Below are 22,465 nucleotides of genomic sequence, written 5' to 3'. Positions count from 1 at the left end.
CGCGCCCCGGCGTTACCCCAGAAAGGCCGCGATCGCGGCTTCGAATTCGCGGGGCTTTTCGGCGTGTAGCCAATGGCCCGCACCGGGAATTTTCGCGAAACGCGCGGCGGGAAACAGGGATTTGACCCCGGCACGGTATTCTGGTTTCACATAATCCGAATTCGCCCCCGACAGGAAAAGGGCGGGGCCGGTGAATTGACCCCCGACCGGTTCCCAGCCGACGATCTTGCCCATCTCGGCCTCGAGCGTATCAAGGTTCAGGCGCCAGCGGGCCGGATCCGGCTTCAGATCAAGCGATTGCAGAAGAAAAGCGCGGATGCCGGCGTCGTCAACCACCTGCGCAAGGCGTGCGTCTGCCTGTGACCGCGCGGTAAGGCCATTCAGGTCAAGCCCGCGCATGGCGTCGATGAATTGCACCTGACTGTGGCTGTAGGCCACGGGGGCAATATCGGCCACGATCAGCGTGTTGACGACCTCGGGGTGGGTCAAGGCAAGCGTCATCGCCGCCTTGCCACCCATCGAATGCCCAAGGACATCGGCCTTGCCGCCATGGGCCGCGATCACCTTGGCCAGATCTTCGGCAAGGTCCGCATAGCTGTGGGTCGCGGTCCATTTGCTTTCGCCATGATTGCGCATGTCGACGGTCAGAACCTGCCGCACATCCGACAGCCGTTTGGCAATAACGCCCCAGTTCCGCGCCGACCCGAACAGGCCGTGCACGATCAAAAGGGGGGGGCGGGACGTGGCGGGGCCTGTGACAAGTGTGTTCAGCATGCATCGGAGTTTAACGCCTTTCACCCGCCGCATCCAGTGGCTGTTGAGGGTCGCCTGCACCGGGGGTAAGTTGACTCCCGACCGGGGGACAATATGGCAACACAGATGGTGCAAGAGCAGGCAGAGCATATCTCTGCGCTTTTGCGGGACAAGCTTGGGATGCGTGGCAAGGATCTAGAGGCGCGGTTACGCAAGGCCGGACGCCTTGTGCCGCGCCGTGTGCGGTCTGACGCGCTGTTTCTGGCGCAAGCGTCAAAGTTGGCCGCGAACCCGAAGCTGGTCAAGATGATCGACCCCGCAAGGGCAAATGCGGCCTATGACGCCTGTGTCCGGCATTTCGAAGCGATAGATGTGGCGGCCCGCCGTCGCAACCAGTTCCTGAACTGGCTGGGCGGGATCGCGTTCATGGTCCTGGTGCTGTTCGCCGCGATCATCACCGTGCTGGTTTGGCGCGGCTTTCTTTAGCCTGCTCCAACGGTGCGCCCATCGCGTCGCGGAACACCAGAGAGACAGTGACAAAGCTGACGTACAACAGCAGATACCAGGAGCCCATTTTGTCAAAGCTGACCATTTGCAGGCTGTGCTGACCGGCATAGGCCCATGTTCCGGTCACCGTGCCGATGTTCTCTGCCAGCCAGACAAAGATGCTGGATAAAAACGCCGCCAGCGGCAGCGGCATCCAGAACCGCGCATTGCCGATGGTGAACCAGATGCGCGTGCGGCCAAAGACAAGCACTGTGGCGGCAAACAACCCGATCCGTATGTCCGGCACAAAGTGATGCGCGAAGAAATTGACGTAGATCGCTGTGGCCAGAACCAGCGTGAGCCAGAATGGCGGGTAGGGGGTGAAACTCATATCAAAAATACGGATCACCCGCGCCATATAGGACCCGATAGAGGCGTACATGAAGCCCGAAAACAATGGCACGCCCATTAGTTTCAGCAGGCCGGGTTCTGGATAGGTCCATGATCCTGCCTGCACCTTGAAAATCTCCATCGCGGTGCCGGTCAGGTGAAACAGCAAGATGACCTTCGCCTCGTCCATGCTTTCCAGACGCGCCCATAAAAACAGGGCTTGCGTGGCCAGTGCAAAAATCACCAGCGCGTCGTACCGGTATATGGGCCAGTCATCTTGCCAGACCGCGCGGGTCAGCAGGATCGCTGCCAAAATCAGACCGCCAAACAGGCAGGCCCAGCCCTGTTTCAGTCCGAACATGACAAATTCGGCCAGCGCAGGGGGCAGATGCGCCCGAACGCGGTCGCCCAGAATACGCTCGATCTGGCGGGTAGAATGCTGTGTCACGTCGCATTGGTCCTTTGGGTAATAAAAAGGGGGCCGCGCGGCCCCCTTCCGGTCGTGTCACCCTGATGCGAAATTACAATTCCGGGTAGATCGGGAATTGCTTGCACAGTGCCTCGACCTGCGCTTTTACGCGGTTCTCGACCTCTGCGTTGCCCTCTTCGCCATTGGCGGCAAGGCCGTCGACCACTTCGATGATCCAATCGGCGATCTGGCGGAACTCGGCTTCGCAGAAACCGCGTGTGGTGCCAGCCGGAGAGCCGAGACGGATGCCAGAGGTGACCATCGGCTTTTCGGGGTCAAACGGGATGCCGTTCTTGTTGCAGGTGATATGCGCACGGCCCAATGCCTTTTCGGTGGCATTGCCCTTGACGCCCTTGGGCCGCAGGTCGACCAGCAGAACATGGGTGTCGGTGCCGTGGGTGACCGTTTCCAGCCCGCCTTTGTGCAACTGGTCCGCCATTGCCTGCGCGTTCTTGATGACCTGTGCGGTGTAGGTCTTGAACTCGGGGCGCAGCGCCTCGCCGAATGCGACGGCCTTGGCGGCGATCACATGCATCAAGGGGCCGCCCTGAATGCCGGGGAAAATGGCAGAGTTGAATTTCTTCGCCAGCGCCTCGTCGTTGGTCAGGATCATGCCGCCGCGCGGGCCGCGCAGGGTTTTATGCGTGGTCGTGGTGGCAACATGGGCGTGGGGGAACGGCGAGGGGTGATTGCCCCCGGCCACCAGACCCGCAAAATGCGCCATATCGACCAGCAGGATCGCACCGACCATATCGGCAATCGCGCGGAAACGGGCAAAGTCGATCTGGCGAGGAATGGCGGACCCGCCGGCGATGATCAGCTTTGGCTGGTGCTCTTTTGCCAGCGCCTCGACCTGATCATAGTCGATCCGGTTGTCGTCTTCGCGCACGCCATACTGGACCGCGTTGAACCACTTGCCCGACTGGTTCGGGGCGGCGCCGTGGGTCAGGTGACCGCCCGAGGCCAGATTCATGCCAAGGATCGTATCGCCGGGCTGCAACAGCGCCGTGAATACGCCCTGGTTCGCCTGCGAGCCGGAGTTGGGCTGCACATTGGCAAACGAACATCCGAACAACGCGCAGGCGCGGTCAATCGCCAACTGCTCTGCGATGTCAACATACTGGCAGCCGCCATAGTAACGCTTGCCGGGATACCCTTCGGCGTATTTGTTGGTCATGACAGAGCCTTGCGCCTCCATCACCGCCTTGGAGACGATGTTCTCGGAGGCGATCAGCTCGATCTCGTCGCGCTGGCGACCAAGCTCCTGGGTGATCGAGGCGAAAAGCTCTGGATCGCGCGAGGCAAGGCTTTCGGTAAAGAAACCTGCGTCTTTCGATGTGTCGCGGTGGGGTGCGTTCATGGGGCATCTCCTTGAGACGGGCAGCAATGGCCGTAGTGGCAGATTGGGCGTGTTTACCCCATGTCATTTCGCATCGAAAGCCCTCAAAGCGACCAAACTGATGCAACGGCGGACATTGGTGTTGCGGTTACAAGGCTTGTGTTTCCTTTCGGCACGCGCAAAGACTTTCACAACGACCGAAAGGAAGGGCATGAGCCACCCCAATAAGATCGCCTTCGCGGCCAGCAGGGCCGAGGCCGCGCAAAAGGCGCTTGCGAGTCTGTCGGAAAAATACGGCAACGTGCCCGCCCCCGAAGCGGATGCGATTGTGGCGCTTGGCGGCGATGGTTTCATGCTAGAAACGTTGCACAGCACACAGGATCTGGCCGCGCCGGTGTACGGGATGAACTGCGGCACCATCGGATTTCTGATGAACGAATTCGCCGAAGATAACCTGCTGGAACGTCTGGCCGAGGCCGAAGAAGAGGTGATCAACCCGTTGGCGATGATGGCCGAAACATCCGACGGCAAGATACACCATGCGCTTGCGATCAACGAGGTGTCTTTGCTACGGGCGGGACCACAAGCCGCAAAACTGCGGATCACGGTCAATGGCAAACTGCGGATGGAGGAACTGGTCTGCGACGGTGCTTTGGTCAGTACTCCTGCCGGATCGACCGCTTACAACTACTCGGCCCATGGTCCGATCCTGCCGATCGGTGCCGATGTGCTGGCCCTGACGGCAATGGCGGCCTTTCGCCCGCGCCGCTGGCGCGGTGCGCTTTTGCCAAAGACGGCTGTTGTCCGGTTCGATGTGCAAGAGCCTGAAAAACGGCCTGTGATGGCCGATTCAGACGGAAAATCCGTCCGCGATGTTCTATGGGTGGAGATCCGCAGCGAACCGTCAATCCGGCACCGGATACTGTTCGACCCCGGTCACGGGCTAGAGGAGCGATTGACCCGCGAACAGTTCGAATAGGCGGCGCCGGGATCAGGGCCCGGCACCGCCCTATCGACAGGCGATTACCTGGCGTAGCCCAGCGTTTGCAGCGCGCCCTTGATCTCGTCCAGTATCGTCGGATCGTCGATCGTCGCGGGCATTTTGAACGGCTCGCTATTGGCGATTTTCACCATTGTCGCCCGCAAGATCTTGCCCGACCTTGTTTTTGGCAAACGCTCCACGACAAGCGCCAGTTTGAACGCGGCAACTGGCCCGATCTTGTCGCGCACCAGCTTTGCCAACTCTTTCGCCACTTCGGCCGAATCCCTGCCAGCCCCTTTGTTCAAGCAGACAAACCCAAGCGGCAATTGCCCCTTCAGGTCGTCCGCCACGCCGATCACGGCGCATTCGGCAACATCGGGGTGTCCCGCCAGTACCTCTTCCATCGCGCCCGTAGACAGGCGGTGCCCGGCCACGTTGATCACGTCATCGGTGCGCGCCATGATGTAAAGATAGCCGTCCTTGTCGATATAGCCTGCATCGCCCGTCTCGTAGAAGCCGGGAAAATGCTCGAGATAGGCTTTCTTAAACCGCGCCTCGGCGTTCCAAAGCGTCGGAAGCGTTCCGGGCGGCAATGGCAGCTTGATCACCACCGCGCCCAACTCTCCGGCGGGCATCGGGTGGCCAGCCTCGTCGACGATCTGCACGTCATAGCCGGGCATCGCGACCGAAGGCGACCCGATCTTGACCGGAAGCGCCTCGATCCCCATCGGGTTGGCGACCATCGGATAGCCGCTTTCGGTCTGCCACCAGTGGTCGATCACGGGAATGCCAAGCTGCGCCTGCGCCCATTCGATGGTCGCGGGGTCGGCCCGCTCTCCGGCCAGATACAGCGTGCGAAGCGACGACAGATCATAGTCGCCGACCAGTGATCCGGTCGGATCCTCGCGCTTGATCGCGCGGAATGCCGTCGGTGCGGTAAAGAACGACGCGACCTTGTGCTCCTCGATCACCCGCCAGAATGTGCCGGCATCCGGCGTGCCCACGGGCTTGCCCTCGAACACAACGGTCGTGTTGCCGTGCACAAGCGGGCCATAGCAAATATAGCTGTGTCCAACGACCCAACCCACATCGGAGGCCGCCCAGAAGACTTCTCCGGGGTCGACGCCATAGATGTTCTTCATCGTCCAGTTCAGCGCAACCAGATGCCCGCCTGTATGTCGTACAACGCCTTTGGGCGCGCCCGTGGTGCCCGATGTGTAAAGGATATAGGCAGGATGGTTGCCTTCGACGGGAACACAGTCCGCAGGTGCGACCCCGTGCTGGAACCCGTGCCAGTCAAAATCGCGGCCCTCGATCAGGCTTGCCACTTCCTGCTCGCGCTGGAAAATCACGCAAAAATCGGGCTTGTGGGTCGCGAGATCTATCGCGCCGTCCAGCAGTGGCTTGTAATGCACCACGCGGCCCGGCTCGATGCCGCAAGACCCCGCGATGATCGCCTTCGGCGTGCAATCGTCGATCCGAACGGCCAGCTCGTTCGCGGCAAACCCACCGAACACAACCGAATGCACGGCCCCCAGACGGGCGCAGGCCAGCATCGCCTCAAGCGCCTCTGGAACCATCGGCATGTAGATGATCACGCGGTCACCCTTTTCAACACCCTTGGCGCGCAACGCACCGGCAAGCGAGGCCACGCGGGCCTGCAACTCGCCGAACGTGATGTGGCGTTTGGTATGGGTGGCGGGGCTGTCGTAGATGATCGCGGTTTGCTCTGCGCGACCGGCTTCGACATGGCGGTCAACGGCATTGTAGCACGCGTTGACCAAACCGTCCGAGAACCACTCGTACAAGGGGGCGTTGTCGTCGAACAGGGCTTTGCTTGGGGCGCGGTGCCAGTCAATCTGGTCTGCCGCCTTCATCCAGAAACTTTCAGGATCATCCTGCCAGGATTTGTAGACATCAACGTAACGCATGGTGGTCCTCCTCCGGTATGCCGCGGTATCCCGCACAACTTCGGTACGCGGTGGGCGGCCTTCGAGCAAGATGGTAACCTGCGCCATGATGTCACCGATAGCGCTAAACAACGTGCCTTTGGCCCGTTTGCGCTACGCGCGAGGATATTTTGAGAACAAAGAAAGATCAGATTCTTCTTGGTTCAAATATCCAAGCGCAAAGCGCGAAAACCCGAGGGCGCGTCAGCGCACGAGACAAAAGGCGTCGCGCCCGCAGGGCGCGTCCGCTGGATCAGCCGTAATGGGCGACCGGTGTTCCGGCGATTGCCGACATGTTCAGCAACCCACGCGCTGTGATCGAAGGCGTTACAATATGTGCGCGGTTTCCCATGCCCATCAGGATCGGACCCACTTCCAGCCCGTTTGCCTTGGCCTTCAGCACGTTGCGTACGGCACTTGCGGCGTCGGTCGAGGCGAAGACCAGGACATTGGCAGAGCCGTCAAAGCGCGCGTTCGGGAAAATCCGCGCACGCAGGTCCGCGTCGAGGGCGGCGTCGGCGTGCATTTCACCTTCGTAGGCGAAATCGCAGCCTTTGGCATCAAGGATCGCCAGCGCTTCGCGCACCTTGCGGCCCGATGGCGTGTCAAGGTTGCCGAACTGCGAGTTCGAGCAAAGCGCGATCTTGGGCGTCACACCGAAGCGGCGCACATGGCGGGCGGCGCCGATTGCCGTTTCCGCAATCTGCTGCCCGGTCGGTTCCGCATGCACATGGGTGTCGGCGACAAACAGTGGGCCATCTTCGAGGATCATCAGGCTAAGCGCCCCGACGGGATGCAGCTCTGGCGTGCCCAGCACCTGCTGGATGTAATTCAGGTGCCAGTTGAACTGGCCAAACGTGCCGCAAATCAGGCTGTCGGCCTCGTCGCGTTGCACCATGACCGCGCCAATGGCGGTTGTATTGGTGCGCATGATGGCCTTGGCAAGATCTGGCGTGACGCCCTGACGTTCCATGATCTCGTGATAGGTGCTCCAGTAATCGCGGTAGCGGGGGTCGTTCTCGGGGTTCACCAGTTGGAAATCCCGACCGGGCCGAATGGAGAGCCCGGCGCGTTCGCAACGCATCTCGATCACCTCGGGGCGACCGATCAGGATCGGCGTATCGGTTGTGTCCTCGATCATCGCATTGGCGGCCCGCAGCACGCGCTCGTCCTCGCCCTCTGCGAAGACGATGCGGCGGGTGACAGAGCGTGCGGCCTCGAACACAGGGCGCATGATCATGGCGGATTTGAAGACCGAGCCGTCCAGCTTTGCCTTATAGGCGACCATGTCCTCGATCGGGCGCGTTGCCACGCCGCTTTCCATGGCGGCCCGCGCCACGGCACTGGCCACCACGCCCATCAGGCGCGGGTCAAAGGGTTTCGGGATCAGATAGTCCGCGCCAAAGGTCATCTGTTCGCCCTGATAGGCGGCGGCGGCCTCGGCGCTGGTGGTGGCGCGGGCGAGTGCTGCGATGCCTTCGATGCAGGCGATTTTCATCTGGTCGTTGATTTCTGTCGCGCCCACATCCAGCGCACCGCGGAAGATGAAGGGGAAACACAGCACGTTGTTCACCTGATTGGGATAGTCGGACCGACCTGTCGCGATGATCGCGTTCGGCGCCACAGCGCGCGCGTCATCGGGCGAGATTTCGGGGGTGGGGTTGGCGAGGGCGAAGATGATCGGATCTTTCGACATTTTGGCCACCATCGACGGCTTCAGCACGCCGGGGCCGGACAGGCCCAGGAACAGATCCGCACCTGCGATCACATCGTCCAATGTGCGCAGGTCGCTGTCTTGCGCGTATTCGGCCTTTTGGTCGGTCATTTCTTCGGTGCGACCCTTGTAGACAAGACCGGCAATGTCGCAAAGCCAGACGTTTTCGCGTTTGACGCCCAGTTTAAGCAGCATGTTCAGGCAGGCGATACCCGCCGCGCCGCCGCCGGTGGACACGATCTTGATGTCCTCGAACCTACGGCCCGACACATGCATCGCGTTCGTTGCTGCCGCGCCGACAACAATGGCGGTGCCGTGCTGGTCGTCGTGGAACACGGGGATGTTCATCTTTTCGCGGCACAGTTTTTCCACGATGAAACAGTCGGGGGCCTTGATGTCTTCAAGGTTGATCGCGCCAAAGGTGGGTTCCAGCGCGCAGACGATCGCGGCCAGTTTCACAGGGTCGGGTTCGTTCAGCTCTATGTCGAAACAGTCGATATTGGCGAATTTCTTGAACAGGACGGCTTTGCCTTCCATCACCGGCTTGGACGCCAGCGCGCCGATATTGCCAAGGCCCAGAACGGCGGTGCCATTGGTGACGACAGCCACAAGATTGCCCCGGCTGGTATAGCGGCTGGCCGTGCTCGGGTCTGCCTTGATTTCAAGGCAGGCCTCTGCGACGCCGGGAGAATAGGCGCGGGACAGGTCGCGTCCGTTTGCCAAAGGCTTTGTTGCGCGGATTTCGAGTTTTCCCGGACGGGGAAATTCGTGATAATCCAGTGCCGCCTGCCGTGCGCTGTCGTTGCGTGTTTCTTCGGCCATTGTGTTCTCCCCGACTTAACTAGTTTAGCCTTAAACTAAATCTTTCTGCGCTTATATCCGCTAGTTTTCGTAAGGTCCATCGGGCTGATCGTGCAAATCACGGGGCGTGCCCCAAGACTGTGCCGGATTGCGCCTGCCGATGCCCTGCATTTGGCGGTGTTTCGGGCGATCTTTGGCGGCCCACGTGACTTTACCCGCGTTTTGTCGGCAACGCCTGTCTGACGCGCTTGCATCCTTGCGGGGGACAGCGCAAAGTTTGACCGACTAGTAAAAGGAGTGCCGCGATGTCCCTGCTGAAAGCCGCAACAGAGGTGCGCCTGCGGGCCTATGCGCCCTATTCCAACTTCAAGGTCGGTGCGGCGATCAGGGCGGCATCTGGCGCCATCTATAGCGGTTGCAACGTCGAGAACGTGGCCTATCCCGAAGGCACCTGCGCAGAGGCAGGCGCGATTGCGGCGATGATCGCGGCAGGCGAAACGCAGATCGCGGAAGTGCTGGTGATTGCCGATAGCCCCTTGCCAGTCAGCCCGTGCGGCGGATGCAGGCAAAAACTGTCTGAATTCGGCGAGGGCGGCGTCAAGGTCACCATGACGACGCTGGACGGAAATGCGCAGACCCTGACGCTGGCAGAACTGTTGCCGGGCGTGTTCACTCAGGCGCATATGGACCGGAGCTGATCCATGGATGCGCGTAGCGTCATCGCGGAATTGCGTGCGGGCCGTGTGCCTGACCGGGGGGCGTTGGTCTGGTTCGCGAATGGTCTTGCGAATGGGGCGGTCAGCGACGCGCAGGCGGGTGCCTTTGCGATGGCGGTCTGCCTGAACGGACTGGGAGAGGTCGGGCGCGTCGCGCTGACGATGGCGATGCGCGACAGCGGCGATGTGCTGACATGGGATGTGTCGGGCCCCGTTCTGGATAAGCATTCCACCGGGGGGATCGGTGATTGCGTGTCGTTGTTGCTTGCCCCGGCGCTGGCGGTGTGCGGTGCCTATGTGCCGATGATTTCGGGGCGCGGACTGGGCCACACGGGCGGCACGCTGGACAAGCTGGAGGCGATCCCCGGTCTGAAAACCGAAGTGACCGAGGACCGTCTGCGCGCCATAGTGGGCGATATCGGTTGCGCGATTGTCAGCGCCAGCGGGCAGATCGCCCCCGCCGACAAGCGGCTTTATGCGGTGCGCGATGTGACCGCGACGGTCGAAAGCATCGACCTGATCACGGCCTCTATCCTGTCCAAGAAGCTGGCGGCGGGGTTGCAGGGGCTGGTGCTGGATGTGAAGGTCGGATCGGGCGCGTTCATGACAACGATGACCGAGGCCGTGGCGCTTGCGGAATCCCTTGTCGATACGGCGAATGGCGCGGGGTGCCCGACCACCGCGCTGATCACCGATATGAACCAGCCCTTGGTGATGGCCATGGGCAATGCGCTGGAAGTCATCGAGGTGATGGAGGCGCTGACGGGCGGTGCGGTCGATCCTGTGCTCTGCGACCTGACGGCGGATCTGGGGGCAGAACTGCTGGTGTCCGGTGGCTTGGCCGAAGATCTGGCAAAGGGGGCTGCGATGATCCACCGCGCGATTGACAGCGGTCAGGCGGCGGAACGATTTGGCCGGATGGTGGCCGCCCTTGGCGGGCCTGCCGATTTTGTGAATTGCTGGCGCGACCGGTTGCCTGCGGCCCCCGTGACCCGCGATGTGTTCGCGGGGAGGCCGGGGATTGTCACAGCGATGGATGGGCGTGCGCTGGGGATGGCGGTAGTGCATCTGGGCGGTGGCCGGTTGGTCGGTGGCGCGCGGATCGACCCGTCTGTCGGGTTCTCGGATGTCAGGCCGCTGGGCGAGGCGGTGGATGCAAAGACCCCCTTGCTGCGGATCCATGCCGCCACCAAAGAGGCGGCGGATCAGGCGGAACAGGCCGTGCGTGCCGCCATCACAGTTGGCCCCGATCACCCCGACATTCCCCCCACCGTTTACCAAAGGATCACCTGATGGCCCGTGCATTTCTGGTTGTGCTGGATTCCGTCGGCTGCGGCGGTGCGCCCGATGCGGCAGAGTTCGGCGACGAGGGCGCCAACACGCTGGCGCATATCGCGCAGGCTTGTGCGCTGGGGCGGGCGCAAACCGGGCGCAGCGGCGCCTTGTCGGTTCCACATCTTGACGCGCTGGGGCTTGGGGCTGCGATCCGGCATGCCTCTGGCGCGGTGACGCCGGGGTTGGATGCCGTGCCGACGGGGGTATGGGGCGCCGCGACAGAGGTGTCGCGCGGCAAGGATACGCCATCGGGCCACTGGGAATTGGCAGGCGTTCCGGTGCCATGGAACTGGCATTATTTCCCCGACACCGACCCCTGTTTCCCCGACGATCTGGTGACAGAGATCTGCCTTGCCGCCGGAACCGGCGGGCTGCTGGGCAACCGTCACGCATCCGGCACGGTGATCATCGCCGAAGAGGGCGCGCGGCATATGAAAACCGGCTGGCCCATTGTCTATACCTCTGCCGACAGCGTCCTTCAGATTGCCGCGCACGAGGAAACCTTCGGGTTGGACCGGCTGCTGGACCTGTGCCGGACCCTTGCGCCGATGCTGCACAGGATGAAGGTGGGGCGGGTCATCGCACGGCCCTTCATCGGCTCGCCGGACACCGGGTTCACCCGCACCGGAAACCGCCACGACTATGCTATAGCACCGCCCGCGCCGACGCTGTGCAACTGGGTGCAGGATGCAGGGCGCAAGGTTTATGCCATTGGAAAGATAGGCGATATATTTTCCATGAGCGGGATCGACGAGGTGCGCAAAGGCACGGACGCCGTGCTGATGGACCACCTGAAAGACCTGATCGAAACCGCCGAGGATGGCAGCCTGACCTTTGCCAACTTTGTCGAATTCGACAGCCTTTACGGACACCGCCGCGATGTATCGGGCTATGCCGCCGCGCTGGAATGGTTCGACGCACAGGTGCCCACATTGCTGGCCGGCCTGCGCGGCGACGACCTGATCCTGTTCACCGCCGACCACGGCAATGACCCGACATGGCGCGGCACCGATCACACGCGCGAACGTGTGCCGGTGCTTGCATCCGGTCGCGGCATGGGGGACATCGGGCTTTGTGGGTTCGCCGATGTGGCAGCCAGCATTGCCGCCCATCTGGGCGTGCCTGCGCAAGGCAAAGGACGGAGCTTTTTCTGATGGCATTCATCGGCACCCCCAAGGTTGAACTGCACCTCCATCTTGAAGGTGCGGCCCCCCCCGGTTTCATTCGCGGGCTGGCCAAGGAAAAGAAGATGGACCTGTCGGGTATCTTCGACACCGAGGGCCATTACGCCTATGATGATTTTGTCCATTTCCTGCGGGTTTACGAAGCCGCCTGCACCACGCTGAAATCGCCAGAGGACTTCTACTGTCTGACGCTGGCCGTGCTGGAACAATCAGCGGCGAACGGCGTGATCTATTCCGAAACCTTTCTGTCGCCGGATTTCTGCGGCAAGGGCGATGTGTCCGCGTGGAAGGAATATCTGCACGCGATCCGCGAAGCCGCCGATCTGGCGGAAAAGCGCGACGGCATCGTTTTGCGCGGCGTGATTACCGCCGTCCGGCATTTCGGCCGCGATCAGGCCCGCAAAACCGCGCGCTGTGCTGCGGAAACGGCGGGCGACTGGATCGTCGGGTTCGGTGTGGCGGGCGACGAGAGCGCGGGCAGGCTGTCCGATTTCGCCTATGCCTTCGACATGGCCCGAGAGGCCGGATTGCGCCTGACCGCGCATGCGGGGGAATGGGGCGGGCCGCAATCGGTGCGCGACGCGCTGACCCACCTGAAGGTAGAGCGGATCGGCCACGGCGTGCGCGCCATCGAAGACCCCCGACTGGTTGACGAACTGGGCGAGCAGAACATCGTGCTGGAGGTTTGCCCCGGATCGAACGTGGCGCTGGGGGTCTATTCCGACTGGGCGTCGCACCCGATCGAAAAGCTGCGCAAGGCCGGGCTGAAGGTGACCGTCAGCACCGATGATCCGCCGTTCTTTCACACCACGATGGACCACGAATTCGACATGCTGCACCGCACGTTCGGCTGGGATGCCGATGTCGTGCGCGAGATCAACATAACCGCCGCCCGCGCCGCTTTTTGCGATGACGTGACGCGCGACAAAATCCTCAAGAAACTGGAGACCGCCTGATGCAAGAGCACCTGACCATCGTCACCCACCCGCTGGTTCAGCACAAGCTGACCATCATGCGCGACAAGACCACGCCGACCGCGCATTTCCGCCAGTTGCTGCGCGAGATCAGCCAGCTTCTGGCCTACGAGATCACGCGGGAACTGGAGATGACGACGCAGCGCATCGAGACCCCGATCCAGACCATGGATGCGCCGGTTCTGGCGGGCAAGAAACTGGCGCTGATCTCTATTCTTCGGGCGGGCAACGGGCTGCTGGATGGCGTGCTGGAACTGATCCCCTCGGCGCGGGTCGGGTTTGTCGGGCTCTACCGCGACGAGGCGACGCTAAAGCCGGTGCAATACTATTTCAAGGTGCCGACAGAGCTGGAAGACCGTCTGGTGATTGCGGTCGATCCGATGCTGGCTACCGGGAATTCGTCGGTCGCGGCGATTGACCTGTTGAAAAAAGCGGGCGCCAGCAACATCCGTTTCATGTGCCTTCTGGCCGCCCCCGAAGGCATCGCGCGGATGAAAGAGGCACATCCGGATGTGCCGATTGTCACAGCAGCGGTAGATGAACGGCTGAACGAGCATGGATATATTGTGCCGGGACTAGGTGATGCGGGTGACCGCATGTTCGGGACTAAATAGGGCGCTTTATCCTTTACTAAATTGGTGTCTTCGGGCAGTATTCCACTAAATACTGTGCGGGGGCACTAATGAAATTCTTACAAGCCGTGACTCTGATTGTATCCGCAGCCTTGATCGGGACCACTGCGGGTCATGCCCAAAGCCTTCGGGATGCGGACGCTCCGGCAGAGTTTCCGCCCGAAAGCTACAAATCCGCACAATATGTCGATAGCACTGGATGCGTCTTCGTGCGCGCCGGCGTCGCCGGTGCGACCCGCTGGATTCCGCGCGTGACGCGCAGCCGCAAGCAGATATGCGGGATGAAGCCGACCCCCGCCGGCCCTGTCGCGTTTGCCCAGGCCCCCCTTGTCGAGAGCGCACCCGCCGCCACGTTTCAGGCCGCGCCGCGCATTGTGATGGCGCCGCCCCCTGTCGCGAGCACACCCGTGCGGGCCTACACGGCACGGCCCGAACGCGTCGGTCGCCCGATGGCCACCGTCGCCTCCAATATCTCGCAGCCCCGCCGCACGGCTGTTGCTGCGGCGAAACCACAAAAACCCGCACAGGCAAAGCGCGCGCCGGTTTCGATGACCCTGTCAGAGCTGTGCACGCAACTGTCCGTCATCGGGCGGCAGTATATCAATATTTCCAGCGGCATGCCGGTGCGCTGCGGCCCGCAAACACAAGACCCGGTAAACGGCGTCCGCTATGTGACCACGATGGCGCCGCAGGTCATGCCAAGCGTAATCAGCACATCGTCCGCACCTGTGCCCGCCATTCCAAAGGGCTATCGCGCCGCTTGGGATGATGGCCGCCTCAACCCAAGCCGCGGTCTTGGAACCGCGCAGGGACAGGCCCAGATGGAGCAGATTTGGACAAATACCGTCCCGCGCAAGCTGGTCGTAGCCAAGGCGGCGCGCGTTGAACAGGTGCGCCAGACCCGCCTGACCGCCTCGACCAAGACGGTGACGCCGCGTGTGCAAAAGGTGGCGACAGCGGTCAAAGCCCGTGCCGCGCTGCCGCAGCAGGCCGGAACACTTGCCCACCGCTATGTTCAGGTTGGCACCTTTGGTGTTGCGACGAACGCGCAAAAGACCGCATCCCGGCTACAGTCCTTCGGGTTGCCCGTGCAGTTGGTCAGTATCACGAAACGCGGCAAACCTTTGCAGATCGTCGTCGCGGGGCCGTTCGGATCGCCCGCGCAACTGGCCGCAGGTTTGAACGTCGCGCGCCGCGCCGGGTTCCGCGATGCGTTTCCGCGCAACTGATTTCGGCAAAGTCCAAGCCTGAAAGCCCTGCCTGCGCGCGGGGCTTTTTCTTATCCGCCGCAGATACCTTGCAGGCTGACCCATTCGCCGTCGGTCATGATCTGGCGTTGGCCGCCATCCTGAAACGGATCGGCCTCTATCAGGGGCAATGTGGTCTCGCCGGTGCGGTCCAGCGCATACCCATAGGGAGAGGAGCGAACCTCTGCCTTAGCAAACGCCGCCAGAAGAACGTCGTTTGCGATCGGGTCCGGGCGCCCTGTCATCAGCGTCTGCGCATAGGCCACCAGCGTGTTCTCGGACACCTCGCCGGTGGTCAAAAGGGTAAAGCTGGTGCGCAGGCCGCTGGCGCGGAGCAACCTTTCCAGTGGATCAACGGCCTTCGCGCGGGCGGCCTCGGCCAGAACGAAACCCGCAACGACATCGGGTTCTTCGTAGTTCTCGATCAGCTCGCGGTTCAGCAGGATAAGTCCGCCGGGCAAATGCGCCGATTGCCGTGCGCCGGATGCCAGCACCACAAGATCGCCGCGTCGTGCACCCAGAAGGCGCGTGTTCAGTTTTTGCAGGGATTTCTGGCCAAGCGTCGCCGCACAGGGCGCGCCGGTCAGGCGTCGGATCTCGGACAACAGGGTCTGGCCGATCTCTGCCCGCTTGGCGGTCGGAACGACAGAGACCGTGTGCTGGATCAGCGCGTCGGGCAGCCAGAAGATGGCCAGCGCGGCAACGGTGGAAAAGCTGAGCCCCAGCATCGCAAGGCGAAGACGGCCGGGTTGCGGGCGGCTTTTTGCGATGGCCGTGCGGACCTTCTCGATCGCGCCGATCATCACGTCGTCTTCCAGTTCCAGTGTTTCGGCGCCGTCAAGGTCGGGGCTGAAAACTGCGGGCCGTTCTGCGGGGTTCACGCGGGAAATCGCGGGCAGGGACCAATGGGCGATGGCGCGGTCGTTCTTGTCGGAAATCACCAGCGTGGCATCGCCAAAGGACACGATCACTTCGCGTCGCTGGGCATCGGGGCTATCGCGCCACAGGCCCTGACTTTCCAGTCGCTGATATTGGGAAAGCGCCGTCATGAAATGGCACGTGCCCTGCTCTTGTTATCGTTGAAAACACGATAGCGCAGGGCAGAGCCCGTCACAATGCTCAACCGGCATCGCGTCATAGGGATCTGGCAATCGCCCGCAGTTCGAATTTCTGGATTTTCCCGGTCGAGGTTTTGGGCAGTTCCTGAAAGATGACCGCCTTGGGGGTCTTGAACCCTGCAAGCCGTGTGCGGGCAAAGGCGATCAGTTCCTCGGCGGTTGCATTGGCCCCCTCTTTCAGTTCGACAAAGGCGCAGGGCACTTCGCCCCATTTCTCGTCAGGCTTGGCCACCACGGCGCACAACAACACGGCGGGGTGGTGCATCAATGCGCCCTCGACCTCGACCGACGATATGTTTTCCCCGCCCGAAATGATGATGTCCTTGGCGCGGTCGGCGATCTGGATATAGCTGTCAGGGTGCTGGAAGGCCAGGTCCCCGGTGTGGAAATAGCCGCCCGCAAAGGCCTCTTTGGTGGCTTCGGGGTTCTTCAGATAGCCCTTCATCACCGAATTGCCGCGGATCATGATCTCGCCCTGTGTGGCACCGTCCATTGGTACCTGCGCCATGTTCGGGTCCAATACGGTGATGTCCTCCATCATCGGCATGGCGGCGCCCTGACGCGCCTTGATCGCGGCTTTTTCGGCCTGATCCAGATCATTCCATTCATCGCGCCAGATGCATTCGGTGACATGGCCGTAGGTTTCCGTCAGCCCGTAGACCTGCGTGATGTTGAAGCCCAGCGTTTCAATTGCGGCAAGGGTCGCAGCGGCGGGCGGGGCGCCTGCGGTAAACACCTCGACGGTGTGGTCAAAGTCGCGGCGGGCGGCGGGGGCGGCGTGGATGATCATGTTCAGCACGATCGGCGCGCCACCGAAATGCGTGACCTTTTCATCGGCGATGGCATTGTAGATGGCCGCCGCCGTCACGTCGCGGCAGCAGACGACCGTTCCGCCCAGAACCGGCATCATCCAGGTGTGGTTCCAGCCGTTGCAATGAAACAGCGGCACGATGGTCAGATAGCGCGGATGCAGCACCATTTTCCACGAGATTACGGTGCCCATCGTCATCAGATAGGTGCCGCGATGATGATAGACGACGCCCTTGGGGCGCCCCGTTGTGCCCGAGGTATAGTTCAGCGCAAGGCTTTCCCATTCGTCTTCGGGCATCAGCCAAGGGAATTGCGGGTCGCCGGTGGCCAGAAAATCCTCGTATTCGGTGTAATTGCCGGTCGCCGGGAAGTCCGCCTGCTCGTCGCAAACCTCTATCAAGGCGGGGGCGGATTTCCCCATGCGCCGGGCGGCGGCCTCTGCCAGAGGCAGGAACTGGGTGTCGACCAAAACCACCATCGCGCCGCCGTGTTCAAAGATATAGGCGACGGTATCCACATCCAGACGGATGTTGATCGTGTTCAGAATGGCCCCCGCAGCGGGCACGCCGAAATGCGCCTCGGCCTGGGCGGGGATGTTGGGCAGCAGGGTTGCGACCACATCGCCCGGCTTTACGCCCACCTTCCTGAGCGCCGAAGCCAGCCGCGACACGCGGGCGTGGTATTGCGCATAAGTCCGGCGGGTGTCGCCATAGACCAGCGCCTCGACCTCGGGAAAGACTTTCAGGGCCCGGTTGAGGTGCGACAATGGCGTTAGCGGAATATGGTTCGCTGCGCATTTCTCAAGGCCGCGTTCGTCTGCCATCCAACCCATGTGTCCCTCCCAAGACGATGTCGCTTTTGCGCTAGAGTATTTGCAACCTATGCCCCATGCAAATGGGAAACAGCATGGATCGCAGAATGAACAGCACGACGCAGAACAGCCCGTTGATGGCCGCAAGTCTGGTACTGCTGGCCATGGCGCTGTTTGGGCTTGTCGACAACTTTATCAAGGTGTTGGCGCAGGATGGCGGGCTATGGCAGTTCCATCTGATCCGCGCCGGTCTGGCGCTGTGCATCCTTGCCGGTATTGCCCGCCTGCGGAACATTCGCCTTTGGCCGAAACGGGCCGGCGCGGTGCTGTTGCGCAGCGGTCTGTCGGCCACGGCGATGTTGATCTATTTCGGCTGTCTGGGGTTCATGCCCATCGCGCAGGTGGTTGCGGGGCTGTTCACCGCCCCGATCTGGGTCTTGATCTTTTCCGTTGTGTTTTTTGGCGAACGGGTCGGGGTCTGGCGCGTGGGCGCGGCGCTTTTGGGGTTTGCGGGCACGGTGCTGGTGCTGCAACCGGATGCGGGTTCTTTGACCATCGCGTCGATCTTCCCGACGATCGCGGGCGCGGTCTATGCCCTTGGCAATCTGGCGACGCGTCGCTGGTGCGCGGGCGAGGGGACGCTGACGCTGCTGGCCGGTTTCTTTGTGCTTATGGGGGCGATGGGCGCCTGCGGGGTGGTGGTTCTTGCCCTTCATCCGTTGCCGGTTCTGCCCGGTGGCGACGGTTTCCTGACGCGGGGCTGGGTGACGCCGACGGCGACCTTCCTGATCTGGACGGTGGTGCAGGGCGTTGCGTCGATTGTCGGTGTCGGGTTCACGATCCGCGCCTATCAACTGGCCGAGGCGAGTTTCGTCGCCGTGTTCGAGTATTCGCTGCTGGTCTCGGCCACGCTTTGGGCCATTTTATTGTGGGCAGAGGTGCCGGACCTGTCCACGACATTGGGCATCGCCGCAATTCTTGTGTCGGGCGTTGCGATTGCCATACGCTCGAACTCGCCAGCGGATGACAGGGCTGCTAGGCTGCCCGCATGATCATTTCGCGCGGCCGCCGCTACATCTTTGTCCATATTCCCAAGACGGGCGGCACGGCCTTGTCGCTGGCGCTAGAGGCGCGGGCGATGAAGGACGATATTTTGATCGGCGATACACCGAAGGCCCGCAAACGCCGCAATCGGTTGAAGGCATTGCAGCCCGCTGGCCGCCTGTGGAAACATTCGCGCCTGACCGACATTGACGGCATCGTGGACGAGGGGGATGTTCAGGATTTCTTTATCTTTACGCTGGTTCGCAATCCCTGGGATCGCATGGTCAGCTATTACCACTGGCTGAAAGCGCAGAAATTCGACCATCCGGCCATCGAGATCGCCAAGGCGCATGGCTTCAGCGACTTTCTGCACCACGACCACACCAAGGCCTCGCTGGCTGCGGCGTCCTATCTGGATCATGTGACGGATACCAAAGGAAACGCGCGATGCGACCTTTTCATCCGGCTGGAGCATCTGGCAGAGGATATCGCCCCCCTGGAGGCCCATCTGGGGTTTTCCCTTGGCGAAATCCCACGCGCGAACGCCACGCAGCGCAACCGGGATTATGCGGTCTATTACTCCGGGGATGATTCGCAGCTGGTTGCGGAACTATGCGCAAAGGACATCGCGCGCTTTGGATACCGGTTTGCGTCCTGACGAAAACCCGCGCGACTGTTTCCAGAGCCTGCCGAATTTACGAATTCGTTGAACATTCCACCCAAGGTCGAAATTCTGCCTTATTTTCGCCGCAGACCAAGCAAAGTCTTGGCACGGTTATCCCACTTGTTGAACCTGACTAGGGGAAGCAACGCGAAACAGCGTCGATAGGGAATTTCAGGATGTTCAGATTCAACATGTCCGCGCGGGTCGAAAAAATTGCGACGGGCGTAAAATTTGATGGTGGCCTTGAGACGGGCATGGTGTCGGGCACCAAGGTCGCTGGTGCGATCGGGTGGCGGGACATTGATACGATTTCTGTCGGGGATCGGGTTTCGACCCTTGATGGCGGGATGCAAGAGGTGCGTCAGGTGACGCGCAGCAACCTGTGGAATGGCAAGGGCCCTTGTCCGCAGATCCTTTGGCCGCTGGAGGTTCCCGTCGGCGCATTGGGCAATTCCGATGTCATGCTTTTGCTGCCTGAACAGATCGTGATGATCGAATCCGATGTGGCCGAAGACATATCGGGGGATGCCTTTGTGCTTGTGCCGGCCCTGTCTTTGGACGGGTATCGTGGCATCCACCGCGTTCAACCGCATGCGCCCGTTTCGGTGACCACGCTGCATTTTGCCACGGATCAGGTCGTGTTTTCCAGCTTTGGCGCGATGTTCTTCACGCCTGCCGCCGGCGCGGTCGATGTTTGCCTGCTGAACGATCTGCCCGCCAGCCCCTACCGCCCCATGTCGAAAAAGCTGGCGACGCAGTTTATTGGCTGTCTGGCCGAGATAGAGGCAAGCGTGATGGGCAAAACCACCACGCTTGGCCGCGATCTTTACGCAGCGACGGTTTGATCCGAAAACCGCCCGAAGAACGACTGGCCCTTTTGCGCCATCTCGCGCAGCAGGGCCGGGGTTGTGAACCGTGCGCCGCAGGTCTTTGTCAGCCCGTCGCAAAGGTCTGCCGCCTGCGCGGCGCCGATGATATCCAGCCACGAGAACGGCCCGCCGGACCAGGGCGCAAAGCCCCAGCCCAGAATGGCGCCCACGTCGCCCTCGCGGATGTCCATCAGAACACCGTCTTCCAGCGCCCGCACAGCCTCTAGCACCTGCGCGAACAACAGGCGGTGCTGGACGGTCGTCAGATCGGGTTGGTCCTTGGCCACAGGGTATTGCGCCGCAAGACCGTCCCACAGGCCGGTCCGTTTACCCGCATCGTCATAGGCGTAAAAGCCGGACTTGGACTTGCGGCCCAGACGGCCCTGTTCGAACATCCAGAACAGCACCTCGTCCACCTCTGCATCGGGATAGGCGTCGCCCATCGCGGCCTTGGTCGCCTTTGCGATCTTGACGCCCAGATCGACACTGGTTTCGTCCACCAGTTGCAGCGGGCCAAGGGGCATACCGACCAGCTTTGCCGCGTTCTCGATCAGGGCGGGGGCAACGCCCTCTTTCACCATACGGATGCCTTCGTTGATGTAGGGGATGATACACCGGTTGGCATAGAAGAACCGCGCGTCATTGACCACGATCGGGGTTTTGCGGATCTGGCGCACGAAATCCAGCGCCTTGGCGGTGGCGCGGTCGCCTGTCTGCTTGCCCTTGATGATCTCGACCAGCATCATCTTGTCCACGGGGCTGAAGAAATGGATGCCGATGAACTGTTCGGGGCGCGCGCTGGCGCGGGCCAGTTCGCTGATCGGCAGGGTCGAGGTGTTGGAGGCAAAGATGCAGTCCGGCCCGACGACTTCCTCAACCTTTTTAGTGACGTCCGCCTTGATGGCCAGATCCTCGAACACCGCTTCGACGATCAGGTCGCAGCCCATGAGCGCTTTGTAATCGGTGGTGGCGGTGATCAGCGACAGCAGCTGTTCCTTTTTCTCTGGCGTGGCTTTCTTGCGCGCAATGCCCTTGTCCATATAGTCGGCGCTATAGGCTTTGCCCTTGTCTGCCGCCTGTTGCTGCTGGTCCAGCAGCACGACTTCGATCCCGGCAAGGGCAGACACCAGCGCGATCCCCGCGCCCATCATGCCCGCGCCCAGAACGCCCACCTTTGTGACCTTTTGATCGGGCACACCGGCGGGGCGCACCGCCCCTTTTTCCAGCGCTTCCTTGTTGATGAACAGGCTGCGGATCATCGCAGCCGAGGAGGGGTTCATCAGGACATTGGTGAACCAGCGCGCCTCGATTTTCAGCGCGGTATCGAAGGGCACCAAGGCCCCTTCGTAGACCGCCGACAAAAGCGCCTTGGCCGCAGGATAGACGCCCATCGTCTTGGCGTTGACCATGGCAGAGGCGCCGACAAAGGTCATGAAACCGGCGGGGTGATACGGCGCGCCGCCGGGCATTTTATAGCCCTTGGCATCCCAGGGCTTCAGGATGTCGGCGTCGGTGGCTGTCAGCACCCAAGCCTTTGCTTTTGCAAGCAATTCATCGGCGGGCACAACCTCGTCCACGACACCCGCACGCTTGGCGCCTTGCGGGTCGTTCAGCTTACCCTCCAGCAGCAGCGGCGAAGCCATCATCGCGCCCAACTTGCGCACCAGACGGGTTGTGCCGCCCGCGCCCGGAAAGATGCCGACCATGATCTCGGGCAGGCCGATCTTGGCCTTGGGGTTGTCGGCGGCAAAGATCCGGTGGCAGGCCAGCGGGATTTCCAGACCGATGCCAAGGGCGGTGCCGGGCAGGGCGGCGGCGATCGGTTTTCCGCCCTTGTTGGTCTTGGGGTCCATGCCCGCGCGTTCGATCTTGCGCAGGATCGCATGCATGCCCATGACGCCCTCGAACACGCCCTTGGCGGGGGTGTCGCCTGCGGCATCCTTCATCTTTGCGATGATGTTCAGGTCCATGCCTCCGGCAAAGCTGCCCGGCTTGCCCGAGGTGATGACAACGCCCTTCACGGCGTCATCGGCAAGGGCGGCGTCGATCATCGCGTCAAGATCGATGAACCCCTGCTGGTTCATCACGTTCATGGATTTTCCGACGGTATCCCAGGTGATCGTGGCGACGCCGTCGGCGTCTACTGCGTAAGTGAAATCGGTCATTCGGGCTCTCCCA

The 22,465-nt window shown here is 61.8% G+C and carries 19 protein-coding genes; 11 read left to right on the top strand and 8 right to left on the bottom strand.

Annotated elements, in window-relative coordinates; translation table 11 throughout:
* Positions 1 to 12: 12 nt before the first annotated feature.
* A complete protein-coding gene (locus ACEN2R_RS00180; RefSeq protein ID WP_442037993.1) occupies positions 13 to 774 on the bottom strand; it encodes an alpha/beta fold hydrolase in 762 nt (253 codons plus the stop codon).
* 93 nt (positions 775 to 867) lie between these two features.
* On the opposite strand from ACEN2R_RS00180, the gene ACEN2R_RS00175 reads away from it, so the two are divergent.
* The gene (locus tag ACEN2R_RS00175; RefSeq protein ID WP_442037991.1) at positions 868 to 1,239 is read left to right on the top strand and encodes a hypothetical protein; all 372 of its coding nucleotides are present in this window, start codon (positions 868 to 870) and stop codon (positions 1,237 to 1,239) included.
* Here the strand turns inward: ACEN2R_RS00175 and ACEN2R_RS00170 are convergent.
* Together ACEN2R_RS00170 and glyA are read right to left on the bottom strand one after the other, a co-directional pair.
* The gene (locus ACEN2R_RS00170; RefSeq protein ID WP_442037989.1) at positions 1,208 to 2,077 is read right to left on the bottom strand and encodes a DUF817 domain-containing protein; all 870 of its coding nucleotides are present in this window, start codon (positions 2,075 to 2,077) and stop codon (positions 1,208 to 1,210) included. The two genes, ACEN2R_RS00175 and ACEN2R_RS00170, sit on opposite strands and share 32 nt — an antisense overlap.
* A 73-nt stretch (positions 2,078 to 2,150) precedes the next feature.
* On the bottom strand, positions 2,151 to 3,458 hold the full coding sequence (glyA, locus tag ACEN2R_RS00165; protein ID WP_442037987.1) for a serine hydroxymethyltransferase: 1,308 nt from the start codon (positions 3,456 to 3,458) through the stop codon (positions 2,151 to 2,153).
* On the opposite strand from glyA, the gene ACEN2R_RS00160 reads away from it, so the two are divergent.
* Positions 3,457 to 4,416, top strand: a complete 960-nt coding sequence (locus tag ACEN2R_RS00160; RefSeq protein WP_442037985.1) for an NAD kinase — start codon at positions 3,457 to 3,459, stop codon at positions 4,414 to 4,416. The genes glyA and ACEN2R_RS00160 overlap by 2 nt on opposite strands.
* Before the next feature lie 44 nt (positions 4,417 to 4,460).
* Here the strand turns inward: ACEN2R_RS00160 and prpE are convergent, their stop codons facing one another.
* Both prpE and ACEN2R_RS00150 read right to left on the bottom strand, forming a co-directional pair.
* Positions 4,461 to 6,350 carry a propionate-CoA ligase PrpE gene (gene prpE, locus ACEN2R_RS00155; protein WP_442037983.1) on the bottom strand — a complete coding sequence of 630 codons (1,890 nt, stop codon included), beginning with the start codon at positions 6,348 to 6,350 and terminating at the stop codon, positions 4,461 to 4,463.
* A gap of 271 nt (positions 6,351 to 6,621) precedes the next feature.
* On the bottom strand, positions 6,622 to 8,904 hold the full coding sequence (locus tag ACEN2R_RS00150) for an NADP-dependent malic enzyme (protein ID WP_442037981.1): 2,283 nt from the start codon (positions 8,902 to 8,904) through the stop codon (positions 6,622 to 6,624).
* Between the two features lie 284 nt (positions 8,905 to 9,188).
* On the opposite strand from ACEN2R_RS00150, the gene ACEN2R_RS00145 reads away from it, so the two are divergent.
* From ACEN2R_RS00145 to ACEN2R_RS00120, 6 genes are all read left to right on the top strand, one after another.
* Positions 9,189 to 9,581 (top strand): cytidine deaminase, encoded by a 393-nt coding sequence (locus ACEN2R_RS00145; protein WP_442037979.1) that lies wholly within the window; start codon positions 9,189 to 9,191, stop codon positions 9,579 to 9,581.
* Between the two features lie 3 nt (positions 9,582 to 9,584).
* A complete protein-coding gene (locus ACEN2R_RS00140) occupies positions 9,585 to 10,892 on the top strand; it encodes a thymidine phosphorylase (RefSeq protein WP_442037977.1) in 1,308 nt (435 codons plus the stop codon).
* Entirely contained in the window at positions 10,892 to 12,088 is a 1,197-nt protein-coding gene (locus ACEN2R_RS00135; protein ID WP_442037975.1) for a phosphopentomutase, read from the top strand. Before ACEN2R_RS00140 ends, ACEN2R_RS00135 begins: the two co-directional genes overlap by 1 nt.
* Complete coding sequence (locus tag ACEN2R_RS00130) at positions 12,088 to 13,074, top strand: adenosine deaminase (protein WP_442037973.1); 987 nt, start codon at positions 12,088 to 12,090, stop codon at positions 13,072 to 13,074. Before ACEN2R_RS00135 ends, ACEN2R_RS00130 begins: the two co-directional genes overlap by 1 nt.
* Positions 13,074 to 13,706, top strand: a complete 633-nt coding sequence (gene upp / locus ACEN2R_RS00125; RefSeq protein ID WP_442037971.1) for a uracil phosphoribosyltransferase — start codon at positions 13,074 to 13,076, stop codon at positions 13,704 to 13,706. Before ACEN2R_RS00130 ends, upp begins: the two co-directional genes overlap by 1 nt.
* A 68-nt stretch (positions 13,707 to 13,774) precedes the next feature.
* Positions 13,775 to 14,953, top strand: coding sequence for an SPOR domain-containing protein (locus ACEN2R_RS00120; RefSeq protein WP_442037969.1), 1,179 nt, complete (start codon positions 13,775 to 13,777; stop codon positions 14,951 to 14,953).
* 50 nt (positions 14,954 to 15,003) lie between these two features.
* Here ACEN2R_RS00120 and ACEN2R_RS00115 read toward each other — a convergent pair whose 3' ends face one another.
* Together ACEN2R_RS00115 and ACEN2R_RS00110 are read right to left on the bottom strand one after the other, a co-directional pair.
* The gene (locus tag ACEN2R_RS00115) at positions 15,004 to 16,020 is read right to left on the bottom strand and encodes a hypothetical protein (protein ID WP_442037967.1); all 1,017 of its coding nucleotides are present in this window, start codon (positions 16,018 to 16,020) and stop codon (positions 15,004 to 15,006) included.
* Positions 16,021 to 16,105: 85 nt separating this feature from the next.
* Positions 16,106 to 17,731 (bottom strand): AMP-binding protein, encoded by a 1,626-nt coding sequence (locus ACEN2R_RS00110; protein WP_442037965.1) that lies wholly within the window; start codon positions 17,729 to 17,731, stop codon positions 16,106 to 16,108.
* An 86-nt stretch (positions 17,732 to 17,817) separates the two neighbouring features.
* Between ACEN2R_RS00110 and ACEN2R_RS00105 the strand changes: the two genes are divergently transcribed.
* The 3 genes from ACEN2R_RS00105 (at position 17,818) to ACEN2R_RS00095 (ending at position 20,263) form a co-directional block, all read left to right on the top strand.
* Positions 17,818 to 18,762, top strand: coding sequence for a DMT family transporter (locus ACEN2R_RS00105; RefSeq protein WP_442037963.1), 945 nt, complete (start codon positions 17,818 to 17,820; stop codon positions 18,760 to 18,762).
* Positions 18,759 to 19,412: a sulfotransferase family 2 domain-containing protein gene (locus tag ACEN2R_RS00100; RefSeq protein WP_442037961.1), complete on the top strand. Its 654-nt coding sequence runs from the start codon at positions 18,759 to 18,761 to the stop codon at positions 19,410 to 19,412. The genes ACEN2R_RS00105 and ACEN2R_RS00100 overlap by 4 nt, the downstream gene beginning before the upstream one ends.
* 182 nt (positions 19,413 to 19,594) lie before the next feature.
* A complete protein-coding gene (locus ACEN2R_RS00095; protein WP_442037959.1) occupies positions 19,595 to 20,263 on the top strand; it encodes a Hint domain-containing protein in 669 nt (222 codons plus the stop codon).
* Here the strand turns inward: ACEN2R_RS00095 and ACEN2R_RS00090 are convergent.
* Complete coding sequence (locus ACEN2R_RS00090; protein WP_442037957.1) at positions 20,245 to 22,452, bottom strand: 3-hydroxyacyl-CoA dehydrogenase NAD-binding domain-containing protein; 2,208 nt, start codon at positions 22,450 to 22,452, stop codon at positions 20,245 to 20,247. The two genes, ACEN2R_RS00095 and ACEN2R_RS00090, sit on opposite strands and share 19 nt — an antisense overlap.
* Positions 22,453 to 22,465 lie beyond the last annotated feature (13 nt).

The sequence above is a fragment of the Pseudogemmobacter sp. W21_MBD1_M6 genome, assembly GCF_052119585.1.
In the GTDB taxonomy this organism is placed as follows: Bacteria; Pseudomonadota; Alphaproteobacteria; order Rhodobacterales; family Rhodobacteraceae; genus JBGQOJ01.
Note: the sequence above shows the minus strand (reverse complement) of the source record. Positions and strands in the feature narration are given on the sequence as shown.

What these genes read in the sequence shown, in the direction of transcription:
- ACEN2R_RS00180 (WP_442037993.1), bottom strand. Translation starts at nt 774, where the DNA reads ATGCTGAACACACTTGTCACAGGCCCCGCCACGTCCCGCCCCCCCCTT.
- ACEN2R_RS00175 (WP_442037991.1), top strand. Translation starts at nt 868, where the DNA reads ATGGCAACACAGATGGTGCAAGAGCAGGCAGAGCATATCTCTGCGCTT.
- ACEN2R_RS00160 (WP_442037985.1), top strand. Translation starts at nt 3,457, where the DNA reads ATGGGGCATCTCCTTGAGACGGGCAGCAATGGCCGTAGTGGCAGATTG.
- glyA (WP_442037987.1), bottom strand. Translation starts at nt 3,458, where the DNA reads ATGAACGCACCCCACCGCGACACATCGAAAGACGCAGGTTTCTTTACC.
- prpE (WP_442037983.1), bottom strand. Translation starts at nt 6,350, where the DNA reads ATGCGTTACGTTGATGTCTACAAATCCTGGCAGGATGATCCTGAAAGT.
- ACEN2R_RS00150 (WP_442037981.1), bottom strand. Translation starts at nt 8,904, where the DNA reads ATGGCCGAAGAAACACGCAACGACAGCGCACGGCAGGCGGCACTGGAT.
- ACEN2R_RS00145 (WP_442037979.1), top strand. Translation starts at nt 9,189, where the DNA reads ATGTCCCTGCTGAAAGCCGCAACAGAGGTGCGCCTGCGGGCCTATGCG.
- ACEN2R_RS00140 (WP_442037977.1), top strand. Translation starts at nt 9,585, where the DNA reads ATGGATGCGCGTAGCGTCATCGCGGAATTGCGTGCGGGCCGTGTGCCT.
- ACEN2R_RS00135 (WP_442037975.1), top strand. Translation starts at nt 10,892, where the DNA reads ATGGCCCGTGCATTTCTGGTTGTGCTGGATTCCGTCGGCTGCGGCGGT.
- ACEN2R_RS00130 (WP_442037973.1), top strand. Translation starts at nt 12,088, where the DNA reads ATGGCATTCATCGGCACCCCCAAGGTTGAACTGCACCTCCATCTTGAA.
- upp (WP_442037971.1), top strand. Translation starts at nt 13,074, where the DNA reads ATGCAAGAGCACCTGACCATCGTCACCCACCCGCTGGTTCAGCACAAG.
- ACEN2R_RS00120 (WP_442037969.1), top strand. Translation starts at nt 13,775, where the DNA reads ATGAAATTCTTACAAGCCGTGACTCTGATTGTATCCGCAGCCTTGATC.
- ACEN2R_RS00115 (WP_442037967.1), bottom strand. Translation starts at nt 16,020, where the DNA reads ATGACGGCGCTTTCCCAATATCAGCGACTGGAAAGTCAGGGCCTGTGG.
- ACEN2R_RS00110 (WP_442037965.1), bottom strand. Translation starts at nt 17,731, where the DNA reads ATGGGTTGGATGGCAGACGAACGCGGCCTTGAGAAATGCGCAGCGAAC.
- ACEN2R_RS00105 (WP_442037963.1), top strand. Translation starts at nt 17,818, where the DNA reads ATGAACAGCACGACGCAGAACAGCCCGTTGATGGCCGCAAGTCTGGTA.
- ACEN2R_RS00100 (WP_442037961.1), top strand. Translation starts at nt 18,759, where the DNA reads ATGATCATTTCGCGCGGCCGCCGCTACATCTTTGTCCATATTCCCAAG.
- ACEN2R_RS00095 (WP_442037959.1), top strand. Translation starts at nt 19,595, where the DNA reads ATGTTCAGATTCAACATGTCCGCGCGGGTCGAAAAAATTGCGACGGGC.
- ACEN2R_RS00090 (WP_442037957.1), bottom strand. Translation starts at nt 22,452, where the DNA reads ATGACCGATTTCACTTACGCAGTAGACGCCGACGGCGTCGCCACGATC.